This window comes from Burkholderia sp. AU33803 (assembly GCF_002223095.1).
Classification (GTDB): domain Bacteria; phylum Pseudomonadota; class Gammaproteobacteria; order Burkholderiales; family Burkholderiaceae; genus Burkholderia.
Genome location: NZ_NKFJ01000003.1, coordinates 181789 through 203575 on the forward strand (window position 1 = coordinate 181789; position 21787 = coordinate 203575).

The following is a 21787-nucleotide window of genomic DNA, read 5'->3' on the forward strand; positions in this document are numbered from 1 at the left end:
GCCGCGTGCGGGCGGCGCGAGCGCCTATTGTACTTCGCCGCCGAGTGTCGCTGACAGCGGCGGGTGGCTGCAGCGGTGCGGATTGGCCATTCGGCCGAGGCTACAGCCACGCGGCAACGCCGCCGTGCCCCGAGCACGTGCCGCGCCGGTGGCGGCTGAAGCTGTACGTGCCGTCGCGACAGCGCGCGCTCGCGCCGTCGGGCACGCGGCCTGATTTCGAATGCGCGGGGGCGTGCACGGTTTCGCCGTCGCGGTTGCGGTACGTGTCGTGGCGGTCGAGATCGGCTTCGTTGCCGTAGCCGGTCGGTGCGCGGTACGCGTGGGCCGGAACGGACAGCACGGCGCACGCGACGAAAAATGCGGCGGACAGCGTCGCAATGCGTGTCGCGCGGCGGAGCAGGGCGGGCATGGTCTCTCTCGGTCTGTTGTTATCGGTGCCGGGCCGCATGTTAGCCGATCGGCAGAAGAGGCGCGCCGTGACGGAGGGCGCTACGCCGCGCCGGACATCGATGCCGCGCCGTCGGCCAGTGCGGCGTCGAGGATCCATCGGCGAAAGGCGGCAACCTTTGGCCGTTCCGCGTGGTGCGGCGGATAGACGAGGTAGTACGCGAAATCGTCGAGCCACGCGACGTCGGCGAGCTGTACGAGCCGGCCGCTTGCCAGCTCGCCGCGCACCATCGCGGCCGGCAGCAGCCCGGCGCCCTGGCCGGCGACGATCGCCTGCAGCAACAGGCCCGAGTCGTCGAACGCGGGGCCGCGCGGCGGGCCGAAATCGTCGATCCGCTGCGCGCCGAACCAGATGTGCCAGCCCTTGCGCTCGGCGTCGTGCAACTGCGGCCAGCCGACGAGCTCGGCCGGCGTCGCCGGCATGCCGAGCCGCGCGACGAGTTCGGGCGACGCGAGCGCGACGATCTCCACCGTCAGCAGGCGCTCGCTGCACAGCCCGATGTAGCGCCCGAGGCCATGACGGATCGCGACGTCTACACCGTCGCGCGAGAAATCCGCCAGTGCGTGGCTCGTGACCACCTGCAGGTCGACGTCCGGGCAAGCCTCGCGGAATTGCGCGAGGCGCGGGACGAGCCACGCGGATGCGAAGAACGGTGTGACGCTCACCGTCAGAACGCCGCTGTCGGCGGCGCCCGACACGCGCTGCGACGCATCGGCGATCTGCCGGAACGCGTTGCGCACCGGCGGCAGGTAGTCGCGGCCGGCGGCCGTGAGCAGGATGCCGCGGTTGACGCGCTCGAACAGCTGTACGCCGAGGTGCGTCTCGAGCGTGCGGATCATCTGGCTTACCGCGCCGGGCGTGACCGACAGCTCCTCGGCAGCCGCCTTCACCGACAGGTGGCGGGCGGCCGCTTCGAATGCGCGCAGCGGGTTGAGAGGCGGCAAGCGGGAACGATTCATTCAGTTTTTCTAAATCGAAAGTCCGACGAAATATCGTTTGAGACGATGCGTACGCGCGAGTACCGTTGACGCATCGGATCGCATGCTTTGCGACTGCCTGTCGGCAGCCGGTGCGATCAACATAGTTCAACTATATCCACGAGGCAACCCGGACGCCGCCCGGCGGCCGGGGGAACCTGAGAGGAGCATCGTCATGAACCGCCCGGGCGCATCGCGCGTTTTCTACGGCTGGTACGTGGTGGCGGCCGCGTTTGCCGTCACGTTCGTCGGTTTCGGCAGCGCCTACACGTTCAGCGCCTTCGTCGAGTCGCTGCAGCGGGATTTCGCCGCGTCGCGCGGACAGATCTCGCTCGTGTTTTCGCTCGCCGGCTTCCTGTATTTCGGTTTCGGCATCGTCAGCGGGCCGCTGGCCGACCGCTTCGGCTCGCGGCAGCTCACCGTCGCCGGGATGCTGCTGACGGGCATCGGGCTCGCGGCTGCGGGCGCCGCGCATACGCTGGTGCAGGTCTATGTCGCGTACGGGCTCGGTGTCGGTCTCGGCGTCGGCTGCGCGTACGTGCCGGCTGTCGGCGCCGTGCAGCGCTGGTTCGTGCGCCGGCGCGGCTTCGCGTCGGGGCTCGCGGTCGCGGGAATCGGCGTCGGTACGCTGGTGATGCCGCCGCTCGCGTCCGCGCTGATCGCGCATGTCGGCTGGCGCGGCGCGTATTTCACGCTGTCCGTGATCGCGGTCGTGATCGGTGCGGGGATGGCGTTGCTGATCGAGAACGATCCGCGCGGACGGGGGTTGCTGCCGGACGGGGAGGCGGCGCATGAGCCCGTCCAGGCCGGCGGCGCGAAAGTCGCCATGCGCAATGCGGGGCCTTCGGTGTCCGGTGCGGCCGCGAGTCGCAAGCCGGCAGCCGGCGCGACGGTGCGCGAAGCGGTCACGTCGCGTCCGTTCGCGAGCCTCTACGCGGCATGCCTCATCTGCTCGTTCGGCGTGTTCGTCCCGTTCGTTCATCTCGTGCCGTACGCGCTCGATCATGGCGTCTCGTCATCGACGGCCGTGCTGCTGCTCGGCGCGATCGGCGTCGGCAGCACGGCCGGCCGCTTCTTCCTCGGCGGCCTCGCCGACCGTTTCGGCCGCCGCACATCGCTGCTCGCGATGTTCGCGGGCATGGCCGTCGCGCTCGTCGCGTGGGCCGGCGCCGGCACCGTCGCCACGCTTGCCGCGTTCGCACTCGTCTTCGGCGTGTTCTACGGCGGCTGGGTCGCGGTGCTGCCCGCGGTAGTGATGGACTATTTCGGCGGCCGCAACGTGAGCGGGATCATCGGCGTGCTTTATACGAGCGTCGCATTCGGCACGCTGATCGGGCCGACCGCGGCCGGCTTCATCTACGACGCGGGCGGCGGCTATCTCGTACCGATCCTGGCCAGTGCCGCCGCGAACGCGATCGCCTTCGCGATCGTCGCGACGACGGGGCGTGCGTCGACGGCCACGCGTGCGGCGCGCGGATAAGCGCACTGCCCACGGCACGGCTTCGCGAATTCCGGTAGGGTGGCCGGATCGTGAACCGAAGGCATCCAGCCGGGAGGCCCCGTGACATTCGACGAAGTCCGGCAGATCGCACTGGCGTGGCGCGGCGTCGAGGAAGGCACGTCTTACGGCACGCCCGCACTCAAGGTGAAGGGCAAGATGCTCGCGCGGCTGCGCGAGGACGGCGACACGCTCGTCGTGAAAGGCATCGGCCCCGATGAGCGCGCGTGGCTGATCGAATCGGAACCTGACGTGTATTACGTGACGGATCACTACGTCGGCTGGCCGATCGTGCTGGTGCGACTGTCGGCGGCCCATCCGGACGCCGTGAAAAACCTGCTTCTGCGAGAATGGCAGGCCGTCGTCCCCGCCAAATGGCGTGACGAGATGGCGAACGGCACGCGCTGACGCGCCGCCGGTTGCGACTGACTGACCCGATGTCGCCGGGCGCTTTCGGCGCGCTCGCGAGTCGCCACGGACGGTACAAGCGTTGCATCGATCGATGTCGATGCAACAAGTGGTTCCATCGAAATTCTTCAATTGGTTCTTAGTGAAGAACCGTTTGATGCTTACACTCCTTCGCTTCGAAGGCAGCTGACGAAAGCCGACGGAAAGGGCGCACGCGATGCGCCGGCGCCCTGCGTGCCGCATCGCACCCGCAGCTTCGCAGACTGCGTCGCGACCCGTTCCGGAACGGCCCCCGATCCGGCTGTGCGCCTGCATCCCGTGCAGGCGCCGCATTCGGCCCGGCTCAAGAACCACAATCCCCCGTGCTGCCTTCACGCGATACCCGGCCATACCGGAACCGTTTTTTGGAGAGAGACAGATGAGTGGAAGCAACACAGGCCTCGGTACGGGCCTGAAGCAGCGGCACGTGACGATGATGTCGATTGCCGGCGTGATCGGCGCGGGCCTGTTCGTCGGCTCCGGCCACGCCATCGCGGAAGCCGGCCCGGCGTCGATCCTCGCGTATGCGATCGCAGGGGTGCTGGTCGTGCTCGTGATGCGCATGCTCGGCGAGATGGCAGTCGCCCATCCGGACAGCGGTTCGTTCTCCACCTATGCCGATCGCGCGATCGGCCACTGGGCCGGTTTCTCGATCGGCTGGCTGTACTGGTGGTTCTGGGTGCTGGTGATTCCGATCGAGGCGACCGCCGCCGCGACCATTCTCAACGCATGGTTCCCTGGCGTCGCGACCTGGGTCTTCGCGCTCGGCATCACGCTGGTGCTGACGGTGACCAACCTCTTCTCGGTCAAGAACTACGGCGAATTCGAATTCTGGTTCGCGCTGATCAAGGTTGTCGCGATCGTCGTGTTCCTGTGCATCGGCGGGGCGGCGATCGTCGGCATCATCCCGGCGCCGGCCGTATCGGGCGTGTCGAACCTGTTCGTGCATGACGGCTTCATGCCGCACGGCGCCGGCGCCGTGCTCGCGGCGATGCTGACGACGATGTTCTCGTTCCTCGGCACCGAGATCGTGACGATCGCGGCCGCCGAATCGGACAACCCGCAACGCCAGATTGTGCGCGCGACCAACTCGGTGATCTGGCGTATCACGCTGTTCTATCTCGGCTCGATTCTCGTCGTTGCGGCCATCGTGCCGTGGAACGACCCGCTGCTGCCGAAGCACGGCTCGTATCAGCGCGCGATGGAGCTGATCGGCGTCCCGAACGCGAAGGCGATCATCGACGTGATCGTGCTCGTGTCGGTCGCGAGCTGCCTGAATTCGGCGCTGTACACCGCGTCGCGGATGCTGTTCTCGCTGTCCAAGCGCAAGGATGCGCCCGCGTTCCTGCACCGCACCGATTCGACCGGCACGCCGCGCGCGGCCGTGCTCGCATCCACCGCGTTCGGTTTCGTGACCGTGATCGCGAACTACCTGATGCCGGAACAGGTGTTCGGCTTCCTGCTGGCGACGTCGGGCGCGATCGCGCTGCTCGTGTATCTCGTGATCGCGATCTCGCAGCTGCGGATGCGCAAGACGCTCGAATCGACCGGCGCTGACCTGACTTTGCGGATGTGGTTGTTCCCGTGGCTCACGTGGGCCGTGATCCTGTTCATCTGCGGCACGTTGACCGTGATGCTCGTGAGCGAGGATCACCGGATGGAAGTGGGCGCGACGGCCGTGTTGGCGCTGATCGTGCTGCTGGCGTCGTGGCTGAACAAACGTGGTCGCGATGCGCAGGCGAGTGAAGGGCGGCGCGTGTCGGCGACTTGATGCCGTGAAGTGACGGCGGGCGGAAAGCCCGCGTCGTGAAAAATGGCCCGATCGGCGTTTGCCGGTCGGGCCATTTTTTTTTCCAATGTGGCAGTTGAAGCCGGGCGTGACGCGTTGTGAGAGGCGGCGAGCAAGACGCAACTAACGCGAAATAATCGAACTCGTCTGATTTCATCAGCAAAGATTTGCTCTTACATTGATCGCTTCGATTACCGGGGTGAATCGATGTATAAATCAATTTGGTGTCATTTGTTGATGATCGGCATTATCAGGCAGAACCTGATATCCAATTGCCCGATTGATACGTTCCCTCGTGCGTCGTCTGTATCGAAGTCGAAGCAGTGATCGAGCGTTCGACACCTCGCGTCAGCATAGCTTTCGCCGCCCGTGACGGTTTCCAGCTCAAGGGAACCTATTTCCCGGCGTCCGACGGTGATCGTTCCCCCGTGCTCATCTGTCCTGCGACAGGAATTCGGCAATCTTTTTATTTCCCGTTCGCGGATTGGTTGCGCAAAGACGGCCACTCGACGTTTGTATTCGATTATCGGGGAATCGGCGCGTCGCTCGATACGGGTCACGTCCGCTGGTCCCAGGCGCGAAAACAGGACTGGGGGCAGTTGGACATGCCTGCGGCGCTCGACTGGCTCCTTGGCGAAACCGGTGCGCGCGGCGCACATTTGATCGGGCATAGCGCGGGCGCACAACTGGTCGGCCTGATGCCGAATCATGCGTCGATTCGTTCGTTATGTGCCATCTCGGCATCTTCAGGGTATGTCGGCAACATTCGCTGGCCAAAGCGTTTCGCGGCCTTGCTGCTTGCCCATCTGTATGTGCCGATTTCCGTTCGACTGCTCGGTTACGTTCCGGCCAGGGTACTCGGCTGGGGTGATGATCTGCCGCCGTGCGTCGGACGTCAGTGGGCCCGATGGTGCCGTCGGCCCGGATATGTGGCGAACGAATTCGGAGCAGGGGTGGTACGCCACTACTACGACGAATTTATCGCTCCCGTCACCGTTGTGGCCGCAACCGACGACCCGCTTGCCACGCCGGCCAATATTGCAGATTGGCTGCGCCTGCTGCCGAGCGCCAAGTCCGATGTCCACTTCATCCATCCAGAAAATCCCGACGGCCGAGCAATTGGGCACGTCGGCATGTTCCGCCGCGAGCATTCGTCGCTGTGGCCGGAACTCACCAGAGGATTGCTGCGCTGACCGCGCGTGTCGATCCGACCAGCGCAAGGCAGGTATGCGTTTGTCCTGAACGGATCGAAATCAGACAAGCAGTTCCGGTCGTGACTAGGCTGGTGCGCCGAAAAGAAAAAAGCCCGCAGAAGCGGGCTTTCCACTGAGGCGATAACGCAACGCTCAGACGTTGAACAGGAAGTTCATCACGTCGCCGTCGTGCACGACATATTCCTTCCCTTCCGCGCGCATCTTGCCGGCTTCCTTCGCGCCTTGTTCACCCTTGTACGTGACGAAATCGTCGAACGCGATCGTCTGCGCACGGATGAAGCCGCGCTCGAAGTCGGTGTGGATCACGCCCGCTGCCTGCGGAGCCGTGTCGCCGATATGGATCGTCCATGCGCGCACTTCCTTCACGCCCGCGGTGAAGTACGTCTGCAGGCCGAGCAGCTTGAAGCCCGCGCGGATCACGCGGTCGAGGCCCGGCTCTTCCATGCCCATGTCGGCCAGGAACGCTTCCTTGTCCGCATCGTCGAGATCGGCAATTTCCGCCTCGATCGCCGCGCACACGGCCACGACCGGCGCATTCTCGCTTTCCGCATATTTGCGGACCGCGTCGAGATGCGGGTTGTTCTCGAAACCGTCGTCCTTCACGTTGGCCACGTACATCGCCGGCTTCGCGGTGATCAGGCAGAACGGCTTGATCAGCGCCGCTTCATCGTCCGACAGTTCGAGGCCGCGCACGGCCTTGCCCTGGTCGAGCTGCGCGCGCACTTTTTCGAGCACCGCGACGAGCTTCGCCGCTTCCTTGTCGTTGCCGGACTTCGCCGCCTTCGAATAGCGCGTGAGCGCCTTCTCGACGGTGCCGAGGTCGGCGAGCGCGAGTTCGGTGTTGATCACTTCGATGTCGTCGATCGGGCTGACCTTGCCGGCGACGTGAATGACGTTCTCGTCCTCGAAGCAGCGCACGACGTGCGTGATCGCGTCGGTTTCGCGGATGTTCGCGAGGAACTGGTTGCCGAGGCCTTCACCCTTGCTCGCGCCCGCGACGAGGCCCGCGATGTCGACGAATTCGACGACGGCCGGCACGACACGCTCCGGCTTGACGATCTCCGAGAGCGCCTTCAGGCGCGTATCGGGCACTTCGACGATGCCGACGTTCGGCTCGATCGTGCAGAACGGGTAGTTCTCGGCGGCGATGCCGGCCTTGGTCAGCGCATTGAACAGGGTGGACTTGCCGACGTTGGGCAAGCCGACGATGCCGCATTTGAGACTCATGGAATCCTTCGGACGGGTAAGGCGGCGCGGCCGGACAGGGCACGGCGGCGCGGGAAAAAAGGGCGGCCGGCGCTTGGGGCGCGGCGGGCCGACGGTCAAAGACGCTATTGTACCGTGCCGACGCCCCGGATTCCGGGCGGGCGCCGAACGGCCGATGCGGCGGGCCGCCGCGCCGCCGCATCGCCCTGCGATTCTGCTGATTTCCCGCAAAGTCCGGCCGCGTAAGGGTTTGGCCCCGCGGCTATAATGCCCGCCATGACTGCCCACCACACCTTCGACGTCGCCGTGGTCGGCGGCGGGCTCGTCGGCAAGACAGCCGCGCTCGCGCTGACCCAGTCCGGCTACAAGACAGCCTTGCTCGCCCAGCCGGCCACGCCGCGCCCCGCCGATCTCGTCTTCGACACGCGCGTCTACGCGCTGTCCTCCAGTTCGCAGGCGCTGCTCGAGCGGCTGCGCGTCTGGCAGGCGCTCGATCACAGCCGGCTTGCGCCGGTCTACGACATGCGCGTGTACGGCGACGCGCACGCGGAACTGCATTTCTCCGCGTACCAGGCGTCCGTGCCGCAACTCGCGTGGATCGCCGAATCGTCGCTGGTCGAGGCGTCGCTCGACGCCGCGCTGCGGTTCCAGCCGAACCTCACGTGGTTCGATGCGCGCGCACAGGGCTTCGACGTGCGCGACGACGCGGCCGTGCTCACGCTGTCGTCGGGGCAGGTGCTGGAAGCGGACCTCGTCGTCGGCGCGGATGGCGCGCATTCGTGGGTGCGCTCGCAAATGGGGGCCAAAGTCGAGCGGCGCGACTACCGGCAAACCGGCGTCGTCGCGAACTTCAAGGCGTCGCTGCCGCATCGCGAGACCGCCTACCAGTGGTTCCACGAAGGCGAGATCGTCGCGCTGCTGCCGCTGCCGGACGGCCATGTATCGCTCGTCTGGTCCGCGCACACCGCGCATGCGGACGAATTGCTCGCACTCGATCCGGCGCAGCTCGCGGCCGAAGTCGAGCGCGTGTCGCACGGCCAGGTCGGCACGCTCGACTGCGTGACGCCGGCTGCCGGCTTCCCGCTGGCGCTGCAGACGGTCGACAAGCTGATCGCGCCGCGCGTCGCGCTCGTCGGCGATGCCGCGCACCTGATCCACCCGCTCGCGGGGCAGGGGATGAACCTCGGCCTGCGCGACGTCGCGGCGCTTGCCGACGCGATCGCGGGCAAGGAAAGCTTCCGCAACCTCGGCGATACGGTGCTGCTGCGTCGCTACGAGCGTTCGCGCCGCGAAGACATCCGCGCGCTGATGGTCGCGACCGACGGGCTGCAGCGGCTGTTCGCGGTGCCGGGCTCGCTCGCGAAGGCCGTGCGCAACGCAGGCATGGCCTTCGTCGGCGCGCAGCCGCTCGTGAAGCGCTGGCTCGTATCGGCCGCGCTCGGCTGATCGATCGAACCTTCGGCCGCTTCGCCGGTCGGACACGGTTCCGTTACGGCGTACACTGTGCCGTGCACTCCGATTGAGCTGAAGGAAGATTTCAATGAAAAAAACGATCCGCATCGCATCGCTGGCGCTGGCCGTCACGATGGCGACGCTTGGCTGCACCGCGCAGGCCGACCAGACCACCGACAAGCTGAAAGCAACGCTGCAGGCCCGCCTCGGCAGCGACGCGCCGATCAAGAGCGTGTCGAAAGCGCCGGTCGCCGGCCTTTACGAAGTCAACCTCGGCTCGCAGATCATCTACAGCGATGCGGCAGGCGATTACGTGCTGCTCGGCGATCTCGTCGACACCAAGACGCACAAGAACCTGACCGACGCGCGCCTGTCCGAAATCAACAAGATCGACTTCGCGAGCCTGCCGTTCGCGAATGCGATCAAGGTCGTCAAGGGCAACGGCGCCCGCAAGATCGCCGTGTTCTCCGATCCGAACTGCCCGTATTGCAAGAAGCTCGAGACGACGCTGCAGTCGGTCGACAACGTGACCGTCTACACGTTCCTGTACCCGGTGCTGTCGCCGGATTCCACCGCGAAGTCGAAGGCGATCTGGTGTGCGACCGATCGCGCGAAAACGTGGGAGGGCTGGATGCTCGACCACCGCGCGCCGTCCGGCGCCGGTATTTGCGACACGACCGCGCTCGACAAGAACCTCGCACTCGGCCGCGGGATGAACGTCACGGGCACGCCGACGATCTTCCTGCCGGACGGCCGCCGCCTGCCGGGCGCCGTGTCGGCCGACCAGCTCAACCAGGCGCTCGCCTCGAGCAAGTAACCGACCACACGCCGGGCCGCATGGCCCGGCCAGCGAGGGGCGCCCGCATCTGCCGGCGCCTCTCTTCGTTTCCGCCGCCGTATTCGACCGACCGATTGCCACGATGACCCAGCCGATCCGCTATTCGATTGTTCCGAAAGATCTTGCCGCGCACCTGTTCGAAGTGTCGGTGACGGTCGCCGATCCCGACCCCGAAGGCCAGCGCTTTTCGTTGCCGGTGTGGATTCCGGGCAGCTACCTGGTGCGCGAGTTCGCGCGCAACATCGTGACGCTCGGCGCGTTCAACGACGCAGGCCGCAAGGTGCGGATCGCGAAGACCGACAAGCACACGTGGCAGGCCGCCCCCGTGAACGGCACACTGACGCTGCGCTACGACGTATATGCGTGGGATCTGTCGGTGCGCTCCGCGTATCTCGACGAATCGGGCGGCTTCTTCAACGCGACGGCCGTGTTCCTGAGCGTTGCGGGCCACGAGGAGGCGCCATGTGAAGTCGACATCGCGAAGCCGGCCGGCGCGGCGTTCCGCGCATGGCGCGTCGGCACGTCGCTGCCCGAGGCGCGCGGCACCAAGCGTTACGGGTTCGGCGCCTATCGCGCAGCGAACTACGACGAGCTCTCCGACCATCCGGTGACGATCGGCGAATTCGCGCTCGCGACGTTCGACGCGCACGGCGTGCCGCACGACATCGTGATCGCGGGGCGCGTGACGCAGCTCGACCTGGAGCGCCTGCGCGCCGACCTGAAGCGTGTGTGCGAAGCGCAGATCGCGCTGTTCGAGCCGAAATCGAAGAAAGCGCCGATGGACCGCTACGTGTTCATGACGCTGGCGGTCAGCGACGGCTACGGCGGCCTCGAGCATCGCGCGTCGACCGCGCTGATCTGCAACCGCACCGACCTGCCGGTGAAGGGGCGGCCCGAAACGACGGAAGGCTATCGCACGTATCTCGGGCTCTGCAGCCACGAGTACTTCCATACGTGGAACGTGAAGCGCATCAAGCCGGCGGCGTTCGTGCCGTACGACCTGTCGAAGGAAAACTACACGTCGCTGCTGTGGCTGTTCGAAGGCTTCACGTCGTATTACGACGACCTGATGCTGGTGCGCAGCGGGCTGATGTCGCAGGACGAATATTTCGCGGCGCTCGGCCGTACGGTCGGCGGCGTGTTGCGCGGCACGGGGCGCCTGAAGCAGAGCGTCGCCGAAAGCTCGTTCGACGCGTGGATCAAGTACTACCGCCAGGACGAGAACGCGACCAACGCAATCGTCAGCTACTACACGAAGGGTTCGCTCGTCGCGCTCGCCTTCGATCTCGCGATCCGCGCGCAGACGCGCAACAAGAAGTCGCTCGACGACGTGATGCGCCTGCTGTGGCAGCGCTACGGCCGCGATTTCTACCGCGGCAAGCAAGCGGGTGTCGAGGAGAACGAAGTCGAGGCGCTGATTGAAGAGGCGACGGGCGTCGCGCTCGGCCGCCTGTTCGCCGATGCCGTGCACGGCACGCGCGACCTGCCGCTCGCCGAACTGCTCGCACCGTTCGGCGTGACGCTCGCGCCCGATGTCGCGAACGGCGCGATCGCGAAGCCGACGATCGGCGCGCGCCTGCGCGGCGGCGCGGACTGCACGTTCGCGGCCGTCTACGAAGGCGGCGCCGCACATCGCGCGGGGCTGTCGGCCGGCGACACGCTGATCGCGGTCGACGGGCTGCGCGTCACGGGCACCAACCTCGACGCACTGCTCGCGCGCTACCGGCCCGGTGACAAGGTCGAGGTTCACGCGTTCCGCCGCGACGAGCTGCGCACCGCGAAACTGAAGCTCGACGGCCCGGAAGTCACGCGCTACCGGCTGACGGCGGCCGCGAAGCCGGCTGCGGTTTCGAAGGCCCGGGAGGCCTGGCTGAAGGGTTGAGCGGTCTGAAGCGGGTATCGGGGCGCGATCAACGATTGTTCTGCTGCTGCAACAATCCGTCGCCCTGAACCCGCTTTTTCGCGGTCATGTGGCCACGCACAATGGCGTCACTCGCGCTACCAAAGCGCAACCCTACTGGAGCCTGACATGACGACCATTCTGCAAATCAATTCCGCCGCGCGCTCGCAAGGTGCGCAATCCACGCTGCTGGCCAACGAACTGACGGCAAAGCTGCAACAATCGAACCCCGGCGCGAACGTCGTGGTTCGCGACCTGCTGGCCGATGCGCTGCCGCACCTCGACGAATCGGTGCTCGGCGCGTTCTTCACGCCGGCCGACAAGCGCACCGCGGAACAGAATGCGATCGTCGCGAAGAGCGATGCACTGATCGCCGAACTGCAAGCTGCCGACATCATCGTGATCGGCGCACCGATGTACAACTTCGGCATCTCCTCGCAACTGAAGACGTACTTCGACTGGATCGCACGTGCAGGCGTCACGTTCCGCTACACCGAGAACGGTCCGGAAGGTCTGATCAAGGGCAAGAAGGTTCACGTGGTGACGGCCCGTGGCGGCAAGTACGCCGGTACGCCGAATGACAGCCAGACCCCGTACCTGCGTACGTTCCTCGGCTTCGTCGGCATGACCGACGTGAACTTCATCTTCGCGGAAGGCCTGAACCTCGGCGCGGAGGCGCAAAGCGCAGCGCTGGCTGGCGCACGCGAAGCGATCGCCGCCGCGTAAGGTCGATGCGGGTGCGCCGCACCCGCCGCATCGCCCGATAAAAAAACGCCGCGTCCCGAAAGGGGCGCGGCGTTTTTGCATGCCGGCTGGCGTGGCGAACGGACGGCGGCGCGGCGGTTACGCGAGCGTTTCCGCCACTTCAGGCAGGCGCCAGTCGATCGGTTCGCGGCCTGCCTCGACCAGATAGTCGTTCGCGAGCGCGAAATGGCGGCAGCCGAGGAAGCCGCGGTGCGCGGACAGCGGCGACGGATGCGGCGCCTCGAGCACGCAGTGCGCGCTGGCGTCGAACAGCGCGCGCTTCGCCTGCGCGTGGGCGCCCCACAGCATGAAGACGAGCCCCTGATGGCGGCCGGCGAGTTCGCGGATCAGCGTGTCCGTGCACTGCTCCCAGCCGCGCTTCGCATGGCTCGCGGCGGCCCCGCGCTCGACCGTCAGCACCGTGTTGAGCAGCAGCACGCCCTGGCGCGCCCAGGTGTCGAGGCAGCCATGGCGCGGCGTGTCGTGGCCGAAGTTCGCGGCGATTTCCTTGAAGATGTTGCGCAGCGACGGCGGGGTGCGCACGGCCGGCGGCACCGAGAACGCGAGCCCGTGCGCTTGCGGCGTGCCGCGATCGTCACCGTGGTACGGATCCTGGCCGAGGATCACGACTTTTACGTCGTCCGGGCTCGTCAGGCGCAGCGCGCGGAACACGTCGGTCGGGTAGACCGTCTTGCCGGCCGCACGCTCGTCATCGACGAAGCGGCACAGAGGCGCATACGCGTCGCTGTCGGTAAAGGGTTTCAGCACATCGCGCCAGACTGGCGGCAGCGCGTCGAATTGCGCGGCGAGGCGCGGGACGTCGGCGGCAGCGGGCTGCGGTGCCGTCGGGGCCGCAGCCGGAGCCGCGGTTTTCTTTGCGGGCTTGCGTCCGGCCGTGGGCGCTTCGGGCGCCGGCGGTGGAATATCGGCCGGTGCCGTTTCCGGCACGGGATCATCGAACAGCGACGCCTGTTGCGGCGCGCGGGAAGTCTTGCGGGTTGCCATGCGTGATGCGGGTTATTGCGCGCGCAGCCGGTAGCCGCGCTGCGCCTTGCTGATGTTTTCGGGAACGAGGCCCGGCAGCGCTTGCTGCAATTCGGCGGCGAGCGTTGCGAGTGCTGCCTCCGGGCCGTCGATCAGTTCGAGTTCGATTTCGCTGATCGGTTCGCGGCGCGTTTCGTGTTCCGCCTGGACGACGATCTCGCCGAGGTCCACCGCGGCCTCGACCGTTGCGCCGCCGATTGCGATGCGCCACAGCGTACGCGAAAAATCCGTGCGGAACAGCGCCGACAGCGTGCCGGCCGCGTCATTCAACGCGGCGGCGGCTTCCGGCACGTCGCAGGCGGCGACGAGCGCGTCGATCTCGAGCGCATCGCCGGCGACCGGCAGCTCCCACTCGTGGCGGCGATGCAGGCCGCCTTCCGCGCTACCGACCGTCTTGAATGTCTGCAGCCAGCCTTGCGGCGTGCGGCGCACGCGCACCGCGCTCTTCGAGCGGGCCAGCGCGAGATCGGGCGTATCGTAATAGACGTTTGCGAGCGTGATGTCGCGACCGGGTTCGCCGGTCAGCGTCTCGAAGAAGCGTCGCGCGGCGTCGGCCTGGCCGGCCGGCAGCGCGAGCTTGATTTCCTTTTCGATCGCCATCAGAAGAACATCCGTGCGAGTTCCTCGCCCGGCTGCTCGGCGCGCATGAACGCCTCGCCGACGAGGAACGTGTTCACGTTCGCCGCACGCATCGTGTCGACGTCGGTGCGCGACAGGATGCCCGACTCGGTCACGACGATGCGGTCCGCCGGAATCATGTCGAGCATGTCGAGCGTGTTCTGGATCGACGTCTCGAACGTGCGCAGGTTGCGGTTGTTGATGCCGAGCAGCGGCGTCTTGAGCGTCAGCGCCTGTTCCATCTCGTTGCGGTCGTGTACTTCGACCAGCACCGCGAGGCCGAGCGAGTGCGCATACGCTTCGAGATCCTGCATCAGCGGCGTGTCGAGCGCGGCGGCGATCAGCAGGATCGCGTCGGCACCCATCGCGCGCGCTTCGATGATCTGGTACGCGTCGACGATGAAGTCCTTGCGCAGCACCGGCAGTTCGCAGGCCGCGCGCGCTTGTTCGAGATAGCGGGCGCTGCCCTGGAAGAACTGCTCGTCGGTCAGCACCGACAGGCACGCGGCGCCGTGCGCTGCATACGAACGCGCGATGTCGGCCGGCACGAAATGCTCGCGCAGCACGCCCTTCGACGGGCTGGCCTTCTTGATTTCGGAAATCACGGCCGCGTGGCCGGCCGCATGCTTCGCGCGCAATGCGCCGACGAAGTCGCGCAGGTCGCGCGCGGACGCTTCCAGTTTCAGTGCCTCGAGCGGTGCGCTGCGCATGGCCGCCGCGACTTCTTCGCGCTTGACGGCGATGATTCGGTCGAGAATGTCGCTCATGTGGATTCCTGCTTGATTCGTAAGGGGAGTCAGCGCTTGAACTGCTGCGTGAAGCGCACGAGTTCGTCGACTTTCGCACGGGCCTTGCCGCTCGCGATCGCTTCGCGGGCCAGCTGGATGCCGTCCGCGATCGACTCGGCGACGTTCGCCGCATAGAGCGCGGTGCCGGCGTTCAGCGTGACGATCTCACGCGCGACGCCCGGCTGGTTGTCCAGCGCGCCGAGCAGCATCGTGCGCGATTCGTCGGCATTTTCCACCTTCAGCGTGCGGTTCGACACCATCTGCAGGCCGAAGTCTTCCGGATGGATCTCGTATTCGTGCACCTTGCCGTCGCGCAGCTCGCCGACGAGCGTTGCCGCGCCGAGCGATACCTCGTCCATCCCGTCCTTGCCGTATACGACCAGCACGTGCTGCGCGCCCAGGCGCTGCATCACGCGCACCTGGATGCCGACGAGGTCGGGGTGGAACACGCCCATCAGCTGGTTCGGCGCGCCGGCCGGGTTGGTCAGCGGGCCGAGGATGTTGAAGATCGTGCGCACGCCGAGCTCGCGGCGCACGGCTGCGATGTTCTTCATTGCCGGGTGATGGTTCGGCGCGAACATGAAGCCCATGCCCGTTTCGGCGATCGACGCGGCAACCTGGTCGGACTGCAGGTCGATGTTCACGCCGAGCGCCTCGAGCACGTCGGCGCTACCGGACTTGCTCGATACGCCGCGGTTGCCGTGCTTCGCGACTTTCGCGCCGGCCGCGGCCGTGACGAACATCGACGCGGTCGAGATGTTGAACGTATGCGAGCCGTCGCCGCCGGTGCCGACGATGTCGACGAAGTTCGAGTTGTCCTGCACCTCGACGTGGTTCGCGAATTCGCGCATCACGGTCGCGGCGGCAGCGATCTCGCCGATCGTCTCCTTCTTCACGCGCAGCCCGGTGATGATCGCGGCCGCCATCACGGGCGACATGTCGCCGCGCATGATGAGCCGCATCAGGTGCAGCATCTCGTCGTGGAAGATTTCGCGGTGTTCGATCGTGCGCTGCAGCGCTTCCTGCGGGGTAATCGTCATCGTGAGGCTCCCGTCAGGCGGCTTGCGCGGCCGCGGCGCGGGCCTGTTTCAGGAAGTTCTCGAGCAGCGCGTGGCCATGCTCGGACAGGATCGATTCCGGGTGGAACTGCACGCCTTCGATCGGCAGCGTCTTGTGGCGCACGCCCATGATTTCGCCGTCGTCGGTCCAGGCGGACACCTCGAGGCAGTCGGGCAGCGATTCGCGCTCGATCGCGAGCGAGTGATAGCGCGTGACGTCGAAGTGCTTCGGCAGGTCGGCGAACACGCCGCGGCAGTCGGTTTCGATCTTGCTCACCTTGCCGTGCATGATGGTCTTCGCGCGCACGACGCGGCCGCCGAAGGCCTCGCCGATCGCCTGATGGCCGAGGCACACGCCGAGGATCGGCTTCTTGCCCGCGAATTCCTTCAGCACGGCGAGCGTGATACCCGCGTGTTGCGGGTTGCTCGGGCCGGGCGACAGGCAGATCGCATCGGGATTCAGACTCGCGATTTCGTCGAGCGTGATTTCGTCGTTGCGGTAGGTGCGCACGTCCTCGCCGAGTTCGCCGAAGTACTGGACCAGGTTGTAGGTAAACGAGTCGTAGTTGTCGATCATGAGCAGCATGGTCAGTCTCCGGTCAGAAGTCGCTATCGAGGCCGTCCTGGACCTGTTCGGCCGCACGCAGCACCGCGCGCGCCTTGTTCTCGGTCTCTTGCCATTCGGATTCGGGCACCGAATCCGCGACGACGCCGGCCGCCGCTTGCACGTACAGGTTGCCGTTGTGGATCAGGCCCGTGCGGATCGCGATCGCGAGATCCATCTCGCCCGAGAACGACAGGTAGCCGACGGCGCCGCCGTACAGCCCGCGCTTGACCGGCTCGAGCTCGTCGATCAGTTCCATCGCACGGACCTTCGGCGCGCCGGACAGCGTGCCGGCCGGGAACGTCGCGCGCAGCACGTCGTAGTTCGTCATGCCGGGTTTCAGCTTGCCTTCGACCGAGCTGACGATGTGCTGCACGTGCGAGTATTTCTCGATGACCATCTGGTCGGTCACGTGCACCGAGCCGATTTCCGCGATGCGGCCGACGTCGTTGCGCGCGAGGTCGATCAGCATCACGTGCTCGGCGATTTCCTTCGGATCGTTGAGCAGCTCGGTCGCGAGTTCCGCGTCGCGCTCGGGCGTGTTGCCGCGCGGGCGCGTGCCGGCGAGCGGGCGGATCGTGACGATCTGGTCTTCGCCGCGCTTTTCCTGGCGCACGAGAATTTCCGGCGATGCGCCGACCACGTGGAAATCGCCGAAGTTGTAGTAGTACATGTACGGCGACGGGTTCAGCGAACGCAGCGCGCGATACAGCGACAGCGGATTGTCGCGGTACGGCTTCGTCAGGCGCTGGCCGACCTGGATCTGCATCAGCTCGCCTGCTGCAATGTATTCCTTCGCCTGGCGCACGGCGGCCAGGTAGTCGTCCTTCTTGAATTCGCGGAACGTCTCGGTGCGCACGCTCGCCGACGTAACGGGCGGCTGCACGGTCGTGCGCAGGCGCTGCTTGAGTTCGCGCAGGCGCTGTTTCGCCTTCGTATAGGCTTCGGCCTGGCTCGGGTCCGCGTAGATGATCAGGTACAGCTTGCCGGCGAGGTTGTCGATGACCGCGACTTCCTCGGTCAGCAGCAACTGGATGTCGGGCAGGCCGAGATCGTCGCGCGGTGCGGTGTTTGCGAGCTTCTTCTCGATGTAGCGCACCGCGTCGTAGCCGAAGTAGCCGGCGAGACCGCCGCAAAAGCGTGGCAGGCCCGGGCGCTGCGCCACCTTGAAGCGCGCCTGGAACGATTCGATGAACTGGAACGGGTCGCCGTCATGTGTCTCGACGACCTGGCCATCGCGCACGACTTCCGATACGCCGTTGCGGGTCCGCACGAGCGTACGGGCCGGCAGGCCGATGAACGAATAGCGGCCGAAGCGTTCGCCGCCGACCACCGATTCGAGCAGGAACGAGTTGGCGCCCGAGCGTTCGGGCTGGGCCAGCTTCAGGTAGAGAGACAGCGGCGTTTCGAGATCGGCGAGGGCTTCCGCGATCAGCGGGATGCGGTTGTAGCCTTCGTTCGCGAGCGATTGAAATTCGAGTTCGGTCATGTTCCGGTCCTGTTCGGGACGAGCGGCGCGTGCGCCAGGGATCACTTGACGCTGTGCAGGTTGCCGTCGGCGAAAGGGCGGTCGATCGAGAAGTGCCTGTTGCCGGCCGGCACTCCGGGCGTGAACGTCGCGAGCCTGCGGCCGAGCCGGAACGCAAGCGTTCGGACGCGGTAGAACTCGAGGTGGTGCGACGATCGGGGCGCGGATGCGCAGCGAGATAAAAAACGGCGCTGAAGACGTGCTTCAGCGTACCTCATCGAAGAGGTTAGCGCGACCAGCGACGCCAGGGCCAGGCTCCCCGGTCGATGCTGCTCAGACTCCGTTTTTTATTCAGAAACATGCAGATGGAAGAAATAATCAGAGGGTTGGCCGGCCGGCGTTGTGCGCGGAGATTGCGCGAGCCGCGACCAGCAACGAATCGACTATACCATCCGAATTTATCGTTTGTATAGCTTTGCCATGGTTGTAGCCATACGGCACCGTCAGCGTCGCCATCCCGGCCGCGCGGCCTGCCAGCGCATCGTTTTCCGAGTCGCCGATCGCGACTGCCGCATCCGGTGCGACGCCGAGCGCGTTGCAGGCCGTCAGCATCGGCAGCGGATCGGGCTTCTTGCGCGCGACGCTGTCGCCGCCGAGCACGATGCCGAAGCAATCGGCCAGCCCGTATTGCTCGAGCAGCTCGACCGCGAAGCGATGCGGCTTGTTCGTCACGCATGCGAGCCGGATGCCGGCTGCGCGCAGCGCGTCGAGGCCCGCGGCCACGTCCGGGTAGAGGCGTGTGTGGCGGCCGTTGATCTTCGCGTACTCGGTCTGGTAGATCGCCAGCGCGTCGTCGAAGCGGGCGTGCGCCTCGTCGGCCGCGAAGCGCGGCTTCAGCACGCTCTGGATCAGGTGTTCGGAGCCCTTGCCGACGTAGCCGATCACCTCGTCGCGCGACGTGGCCGGCGCGCCGAGCTGCGCGAGCATCCCGTTCAGGCCGGCCGTGAAATCGTCGGCCGTATCGACCATGGTGCCATCGAGATCGATCAGCGCCGCGTCGATGCGCGACGTGGCGAAGCGGATCGGGGCGGCTTGCGGCGCGGCTCCGGCCGGCGCATGGCCGGCGAGCGACGAGTCGGCCACGGCGTCAGCTCCGCTCGACGGTAGCGAGCGCGGCGCGCATCTCGTCGATCACCTTGCGGTAGTCGGGCTTGCCGAAGATCGCCGAACCCGCAACGAAGGTGTCGGCGCCGGCCGCCGCGATTTCCGCGATGTTGTCGGTCTTTACGCCACCGTCGACCTCGAGCAGGATCTCGCGGCCGGTGCGCTCGGTGTACGCGTCGATGCGTGCGCGTGCTTCGCGCAGCTTGTTCAGCGTTTCCGGAATGAACGACTGGCCGCCGAAGCCCGGGTTGACCGACATCAGCAGCACGAAGTCGAGGCGGTCCATCACGTGGTCGAGGTAGTTCAGCGGCGTGGCCGGGTTGAACACGAGGCCGGCCTTGCAGCCGTGGTCGCGGATCAGCGACAGCGTGCGATCGATGTGATCGGAGCCTTCCGGGTGGAAGCTGATCAGGTTGGCACCGGCCTTCGCAAAATCGGGCACGATCCGGTCGACCGGGCGCACCATCAGGTGCACGTCGATCGGCACCTGTACGTGCGGGCGGATCGCTTCGCATACGAGCGGGCCGATGGTCAGGTTCGGCACGTAATGGTTGTCCATCACGTCGAAGTGGATCCAGTCGGCGCCGGCGGCGACCACGTTGCGGACTTCTTCGCCGAGCCGTGCGAAATCGGCCGACAGGATGCTGGGAGCGATGCGGAATTGGGTCATGGCAGGGGAGCGGGGACGTTGCGGCGCAAAAGCGCCATTCTACCGTCCGGCGACCCGGTGCGCGGCGGCAGGCCGTGCGGTCGAGGCCGGATTGCGCATAGAATGCCGAACCAATGCGGCGCGCCCGCGGCCCCGTTGCCCATGCCGGCACGGGCGGTCATCTTCCAGCGGAAACACCATGAGTCAGTATCAATTCACCGTTTCGGTGAAAACCAGCTACTTGCCGGAACAATCCGACCCCGATCGCCGTCAATACGCATTCGCGTACACGCTGACGATCCGCAACACGGGACAGGTCGCGGCGCAGCTGATCGCGCGTCACTGGATCATCACGGACAGCGAGAACCACGTGCAGGAAGTGAAGGGGCTCGGCGTCGTCGGGCACCAGCCGCTGCTGCAGCCGGGCGAGCACTTCGAGTACACGAGCTGGGCCGTGATCGCGACACCGGTCGGCACGATGCGTGGCGCGTACTTCTGCGTGGCGGAGGACGGCGAGCGTTTCGAGGCGCCGGTCGACGAGTTCGCACTGCACATGCCGCGCACGCTGCATTGAGCGTGCGGAGTGCGTCAGGGTATTAGCGCGGCTTGCGGGTGTGCTTCTTTCTGCCCGACGACGTCCACACGACGATGAAGATCAGCAGGGCGAGCGCTACGAAGGCTTCGAGCGCGAAGATGAGCATCGGATATTGGTCGAGAAAATCTGACATGGCGGTTTCCATCAAGAACGGACATTGTATGTGGTTTGGGCCCCGGGTGGCCGGGTGGGTCGCGGCGGCTGCCGCGGCGGCGCTGCTGGCGGCGTGCGGTGGCGCGCCGACGCGGACGTCGTCGCTGAAGCCGCCGACCGGCGCGGCGATCGTGCCGGGACAGGTCGCCGCGAAGCGGCTCACGCCGGTCGCGTGGCAGCAGGTGCCGGGCTGGCAGGACGATTCGCTGCTCGGCGCAACCGCCGCGCTGCGGCAGAACTGCGTGCGGCTCGCGCGCCAGCCGGCCTGGACACGCGCCTGCGCGGCCGCCGACCGGCTCGACGAGCTCGACGTCAGCAGTGCACGCACGTTCTTCGAAACGTATTTCACGCCGTTCCAGCTTGCGAACACCGACGGTACGCTCGACGGGCTCGTGACCGGCTATTACGAGCCGCTGCTGCATGGTTCGCGCGTGCGTCGCGGTCCGTATCAGTACGCGCTCTACCGCTGGCCGGCCGGTTATCGCCCGGGCGCCGCGTTGCCGGCACGCGCGCAGCTCGAACGCGCCGGCATCCTGAACGGCAACGAACTCGTGTGGGTCGACGACCCGATCGAGGCGTTCTTCCTGCAGGTGCAGGGCTCGGGGCGCGTGCTGCTCGACGACGGTTCGGTGATGCGGGTCGGCTTCGGCGGCACCAACAACCAGCCGTACCGCTCGATCGGCAAGTGGCTGCTCGATCGCGGCGAGCTGACGCCGGCCCAGGCGACGATGCAGGGCATCAAGGCGTGGGCGAAGGCGAACCCGACCCGCGTCGACGCGTTGCTCGACACGAATCCGCGGTTCGTGTTCTTCCGCGACATGCCGACCAAGGAAGATGCACCGCACGGCGGCGCGGACGGCCCGATCGGCGCGCTGGGCGTGCCGCTGACGCCGGAGCGCTCGATCGCCGTCGATCCGTCGTCGATCCCGCTTGGCACGCCCGTGTTCCTGCAGACGACGCGCCCGCTGACGAATACGCCGATGAACCGGCTTGTTTTCGCGCAGGATACGGGCTCCGCGATCAAGGGCGGCGTACGCGCCGACTATTTCTGGGGGCTCGGCGACGATGCAGGCGATCAGGCCGGGCGGATGAAGCAGGTCGGCCGGATGTGGCTGCTGTTCCCGAATTCGTGA

At 66.5% G+C, this 21787-nt stretch carries 22 protein-coding genes; 10 read left to right on the plus strand and 12 right to left on the minus strand.

From position 1 onward, the window contains the following. Window positions 1-100: 100 nt before the first annotated feature. A complete protein-coding gene (locus CFB41_RS02255; protein ID WP_089455510.1) occupies window positions 101-409 on the minus strand; it encodes a DUF3761 domain-containing protein in 309 nt (102 codons plus the stop codon). Between the two features lie 80 nt (window positions 410-489). Then, on the minus strand, window positions 490-1407 hold the full coding sequence (gcvA, locus tag CFB41_RS02260; protein ID WP_069247023.1) for a transcriptional regulator GcvA: 918 nt from the start codon (window positions 1405-1407) through the stop codon (window positions 490-492). A gap of 193 nt (window positions 1408-1600) precedes the next feature. On the opposite strand from gcvA, the gene CFB41_RS02265 reads away from it, so the two are divergent. From CFB41_RS02265 to CFB41_RS02280, 4 genes are all read left to right on the plus strand, one after another. Next, window positions 1601-2905: an MFS transporter gene (locus tag CFB41_RS02265; RefSeq protein ID WP_089455511.1), complete on the plus strand. Its 1305-nt coding sequence runs from the start codon at window positions 1601-1603 to the stop codon at window positions 2903-2905. Window positions 2906-2986: 81 nt separating this feature from the next. Continuing rightward, window positions 2987-3331 carry an MmcQ/YjbR family DNA-binding protein gene (locus CFB41_RS02270; RefSeq protein WP_089455512.1) on the plus strand — a complete coding sequence of 115 codons (345 nt, stop codon included), beginning with the start codon at window positions 2987-2989 and terminating at the stop codon, window positions 3329-3331. Between the two features lie 418 nt (window positions 3332-3749). After that, window positions 3750-5141: a GABA permease gene (gabP, locus tag CFB41_RS02275; protein ID WP_046544846.1), complete on the plus strand. Its 1392-nt coding sequence runs from the start codon at window positions 3750-3752 to the stop codon at window positions 5139-5141. Between the two features lie 341 nt (window positions 5142-5482). After that, window positions 5483-6352 (plus strand): alpha/beta fold hydrolase, encoded by an 870-nt coding sequence (locus CFB41_RS02280; protein WP_089455513.1) that lies wholly within the window; start codon window positions 5483-5485, stop codon window positions 6350-6352. A 153-nt stretch (window positions 6353-6505) separates the two neighbouring features. Here CFB41_RS02280 and ychF read toward each other — a convergent pair whose 3' ends face one another. Beyond that, window positions 6506-7600: a redox-regulated ATPase YchF gene (gene ychF, locus CFB41_RS02285; protein ID WP_089439131.1), complete on the minus strand. Its 1095-nt coding sequence runs from the start codon at window positions 7598-7600 to the stop codon at window positions 6506-6508. A gap of 246 nt (window positions 7601-7846) precedes the next feature. Here ychF and CFB41_RS02290 point away from each other — a divergent pair, with 246 nt between their 5' ends. From CFB41_RS02290 to CFB41_RS02305, 4 genes are all read left to right on the plus strand, one after another. After that, window positions 7847-9025, plus strand: coding sequence for a UbiH/UbiF family hydroxylase (locus CFB41_RS02290; protein ID WP_089455514.1), 1179 nt, complete (start codon window positions 7847-7849; stop codon window positions 9023-9025). A gap of 94 nt (window positions 9026-9119) precedes the next feature. Beyond that, the gene (locus CFB41_RS02295; RefSeq protein WP_089455515.1) at window positions 9120-9848 is read left to right on the plus strand and encodes a DsbC family protein; all 729 of its coding nucleotides are present in this window, start codon (window positions 9120-9122) and stop codon (window positions 9846-9848) included. 103 nt (window positions 9849-9951) lie between these two features. Next, entirely contained in the window at window positions 9952-11751 is a 1800-nt protein-coding gene (locus CFB41_RS02300; RefSeq protein WP_089455516.1) for a M61 family metallopeptidase, read from the plus strand. A 147-nt stretch (window positions 11752-11898) separates the two neighbouring features. Continuing rightward, window positions 11899-12495: an FMN-dependent NADH-azoreductase gene (locus CFB41_RS02305; protein ID WP_089439134.1), complete on the plus strand. Its 597-nt coding sequence runs from the start codon at window positions 11899-11901 to the stop codon at window positions 12493-12495. A 117-nt stretch (window positions 12496-12612) separates the two neighbouring features. Here the strand turns inward: CFB41_RS02305 and CFB41_RS02310 are convergent, their stop codons facing one another. The 8 genes from CFB41_RS02310 to rpe form a co-directional block, all read right to left on the minus strand. Further along, the gene (locus CFB41_RS02310; protein WP_089455517.1) at window positions 12613-13518 is read right to left on the minus strand and encodes a uracil-DNA glycosylase; all 906 of its coding nucleotides are present in this window, start codon (window positions 13516-13518) and stop codon (window positions 12613-12615) included. 12 nt (window positions 13519-13530) lie between these two features. Beyond that, window positions 13531-14157 carry a CYTH domain-containing protein gene (locus tag CFB41_RS02315; RefSeq protein WP_089439136.1) on the minus strand — a complete coding sequence of 209 codons (627 nt, stop codon included), beginning with the start codon at window positions 14155-14157 and terminating at the stop codon, window positions 13531-13533. Then, window positions 14157-14942, minus strand: a complete 786-nt coding sequence (gene trpC / locus CFB41_RS02320; RefSeq protein WP_089439137.1) for an indole-3-glycerol phosphate synthase TrpC — start codon at window positions 14940-14942, stop codon at window positions 14157-14159. Before trpC ends, CFB41_RS02315 begins: the two co-directional genes overlap by 1 nt. 29 nt (window positions 14943-14971) lie before the next feature. Beyond that, entirely contained in the window at window positions 14972-16003 is a 1032-nt protein-coding gene (gene trpD, locus CFB41_RS02325) for an anthranilate phosphoribosyltransferase (protein WP_043191545.1), read from the minus strand. A gap of 13 nt (window positions 16004-16016) precedes the next feature. Continuing rightward, window positions 16017-16607, minus strand: coding sequence for an aminodeoxychorismate/anthranilate synthase component II (locus tag CFB41_RS02330; protein ID WP_089439139.1), 591 nt, complete (start codon window positions 16605-16607; stop codon window positions 16017-16019). Window positions 16608-16620: 13 nt separating this feature from the next. Next, on the minus strand, window positions 16621-18114 hold the full coding sequence (trpE, locus tag CFB41_RS02335) for an anthranilate synthase component I (protein WP_039362349.1): 1494 nt from the start codon (window positions 18112-18114) through the stop codon (window positions 16621-16623). A gap of 357 nt (window positions 18115-18471) precedes the next feature. Next, a complete protein-coding gene (locus CFB41_RS02340; protein ID WP_089439140.1) occupies window positions 18472-19236 on the minus strand; it encodes a phosphoglycolate phosphatase in 765 nt (254 codons plus the stop codon). Window positions 19237-19240: 4 nt separating this feature from the next. Continuing rightward, on the minus strand, window positions 19241-19927 hold the full coding sequence (gene rpe, locus CFB41_RS02345; RefSeq protein WP_011883156.1) for a ribulose-phosphate 3-epimerase: 687 nt from the start codon (window positions 19925-19927) through the stop codon (window positions 19241-19243). Between the two features lie 178 nt (window positions 19928-20105). Between rpe and apaG the strand changes: the two genes are divergently transcribed. Beyond that, complete coding sequence (apaG, locus tag CFB41_RS02350) at window positions 20106-20480, plus strand: Co2+/Mg2+ efflux protein ApaG (RefSeq protein ID WP_011350820.1); 375 nt, start codon at window positions 20106-20108, stop codon at window positions 20478-20480. Window positions 20481-20502: 22 nt separating this feature from the next. On the opposite strand, the gene CFB41_RS38510 is transcribed toward apaG, so the two are convergent. Then, complete coding sequence (locus CFB41_RS38510) at window positions 20503-20634, minus strand: hypothetical protein (protein ID WP_256940834.1); 132 nt, start codon at window positions 20632-20634, stop codon at window positions 20503-20505. 28 nt (window positions 20635-20662) lie between these two features. On the opposite strand from CFB41_RS38510, the gene CFB41_RS02355 reads away from it, so the two are divergent. After that, on the plus strand, window positions 20663-21787 hold the full coding sequence (locus tag CFB41_RS02355) for a murein transglycosylase A (RefSeq protein ID WP_242808690.1): 1125 nt from the start codon (window positions 20663-20665) through the stop codon (window positions 21785-21787).

Bases quoted from the DNA above. Each gene is read 5' to 3' on its own strand.
- CFB41_RS02255 (WP_089455510.1), bottom strand. From the start codon at position 409: ATGCCCGCCCTGCTCCGCCGCGCGACACGCATTGCGACGCTGTCCGCC.
- gcvA (WP_069247023.1), bottom strand. From the start codon at position 1,407: ATGAATCGTTCCCGCTTGCCGCCTCTCAACCCGCTGCGCGCATTCGAA.
- CFB41_RS02265 (WP_089455511.1), top strand. From the start codon at position 1,601: ATGAACCGCCCGGGCGCATCGCGCGTTTTCTACGGCTGGTACGTGGTG.
- gabP (WP_046544846.1), top strand. From the start codon at position 3,750: ATGAGTGGAAGCAACACAGGCCTCGGTACGGGCCTGAAGCAGCGGCAC.
- ychF (WP_089439131.1), bottom strand. From the start codon at position 7,600: ATGAGTCTCAAATGCGGCATCGTCGGCTTGCCCAACGTCGGCAAGTCC.
- CFB41_RS02290 (WP_089455514.1), top strand. From the start codon at position 7,847: ATGCCCGCCATGACTGCCCACCACACCTTCGACGTCGCCGTGGTCGGC.
- CFB41_RS02295 (WP_089455515.1), top strand. From the start codon at position 9,120: ATGAAAAAAACGATCCGCATCGCATCGCTGGCGCTGGCCGTCACGATG.
- CFB41_RS02300 (WP_089455516.1), top strand. From the start codon at position 9,952: ATGACCCAGCCGATCCGCTATTCGATTGTTCCGAAAGATCTTGCCGCG.
- CFB41_RS02305 (WP_089439134.1), top strand. From the start codon at position 11,899: ATGACGACCATTCTGCAAATCAATTCCGCCGCGCGCTCGCAAGGTGCG.
- CFB41_RS02310 (WP_089455517.1), bottom strand. From the start codon at position 13,518: ATGGCAACCCGCAAGACTTCCCGCGCGCCGCAACAGGCGTCGCTGTTC.
- CFB41_RS02315 (WP_089439136.1), bottom strand. From the start codon at position 14,157: ATGGCGATCGAAAAGGAAATCAAGCTCGCGCTGCCGGCCGGCCAGGCC.
- trpC (WP_089439137.1), bottom strand. From the start codon at position 14,942: ATGAGCGACATTCTCGACCGAATCATCGCCGTCAAGCGCGAAGAAGTC.
- trpD (WP_043191545.1), bottom strand. From the start codon at position 16,003: ATGACGATTACCCCGCAGGAAGCGCTGCAGCGCACGATCGAACACCGC.
- CFB41_RS02330 (WP_089439139.1), bottom strand. From the start codon at position 16,607: ATGCTGCTCATGATCGACAACTACGACTCGTTTACCTACAACCTGGTC.
- trpE (WP_039362349.1), bottom strand. From the start codon at position 18,114: ATGACCGAACTCGAATTTCAATCGCTCGCGAACGAAGGCTACAACCGC.
- rpe (WP_011883156.1), bottom strand. From the start codon at position 19,927: ATGACCCAATTCCGCATCGCTCCCAGCATCCTGTCGGCCGATTTCGCA.
- apaG (WP_011350820.1), top strand. From the start codon at position 20,106: ATGAGTCAGTATCAATTCACCGTTTCGGTGAAAACCAGCTACTTGCCG.
- CFB41_RS38510 (WP_256940834.1), bottom strand. From the start codon at position 20,634: ATGTCAGATTTTCTCGACCAATATCCGATGCTCATCTTCGCGCTCGAA.
- CFB41_RS02355 (WP_242808690.1), top strand. From the start codon at position 20,663: ATGTGGTTTGGGCCCCGGGTGGCCGGGTGGGTCGCGGCGGCTGCCGCG.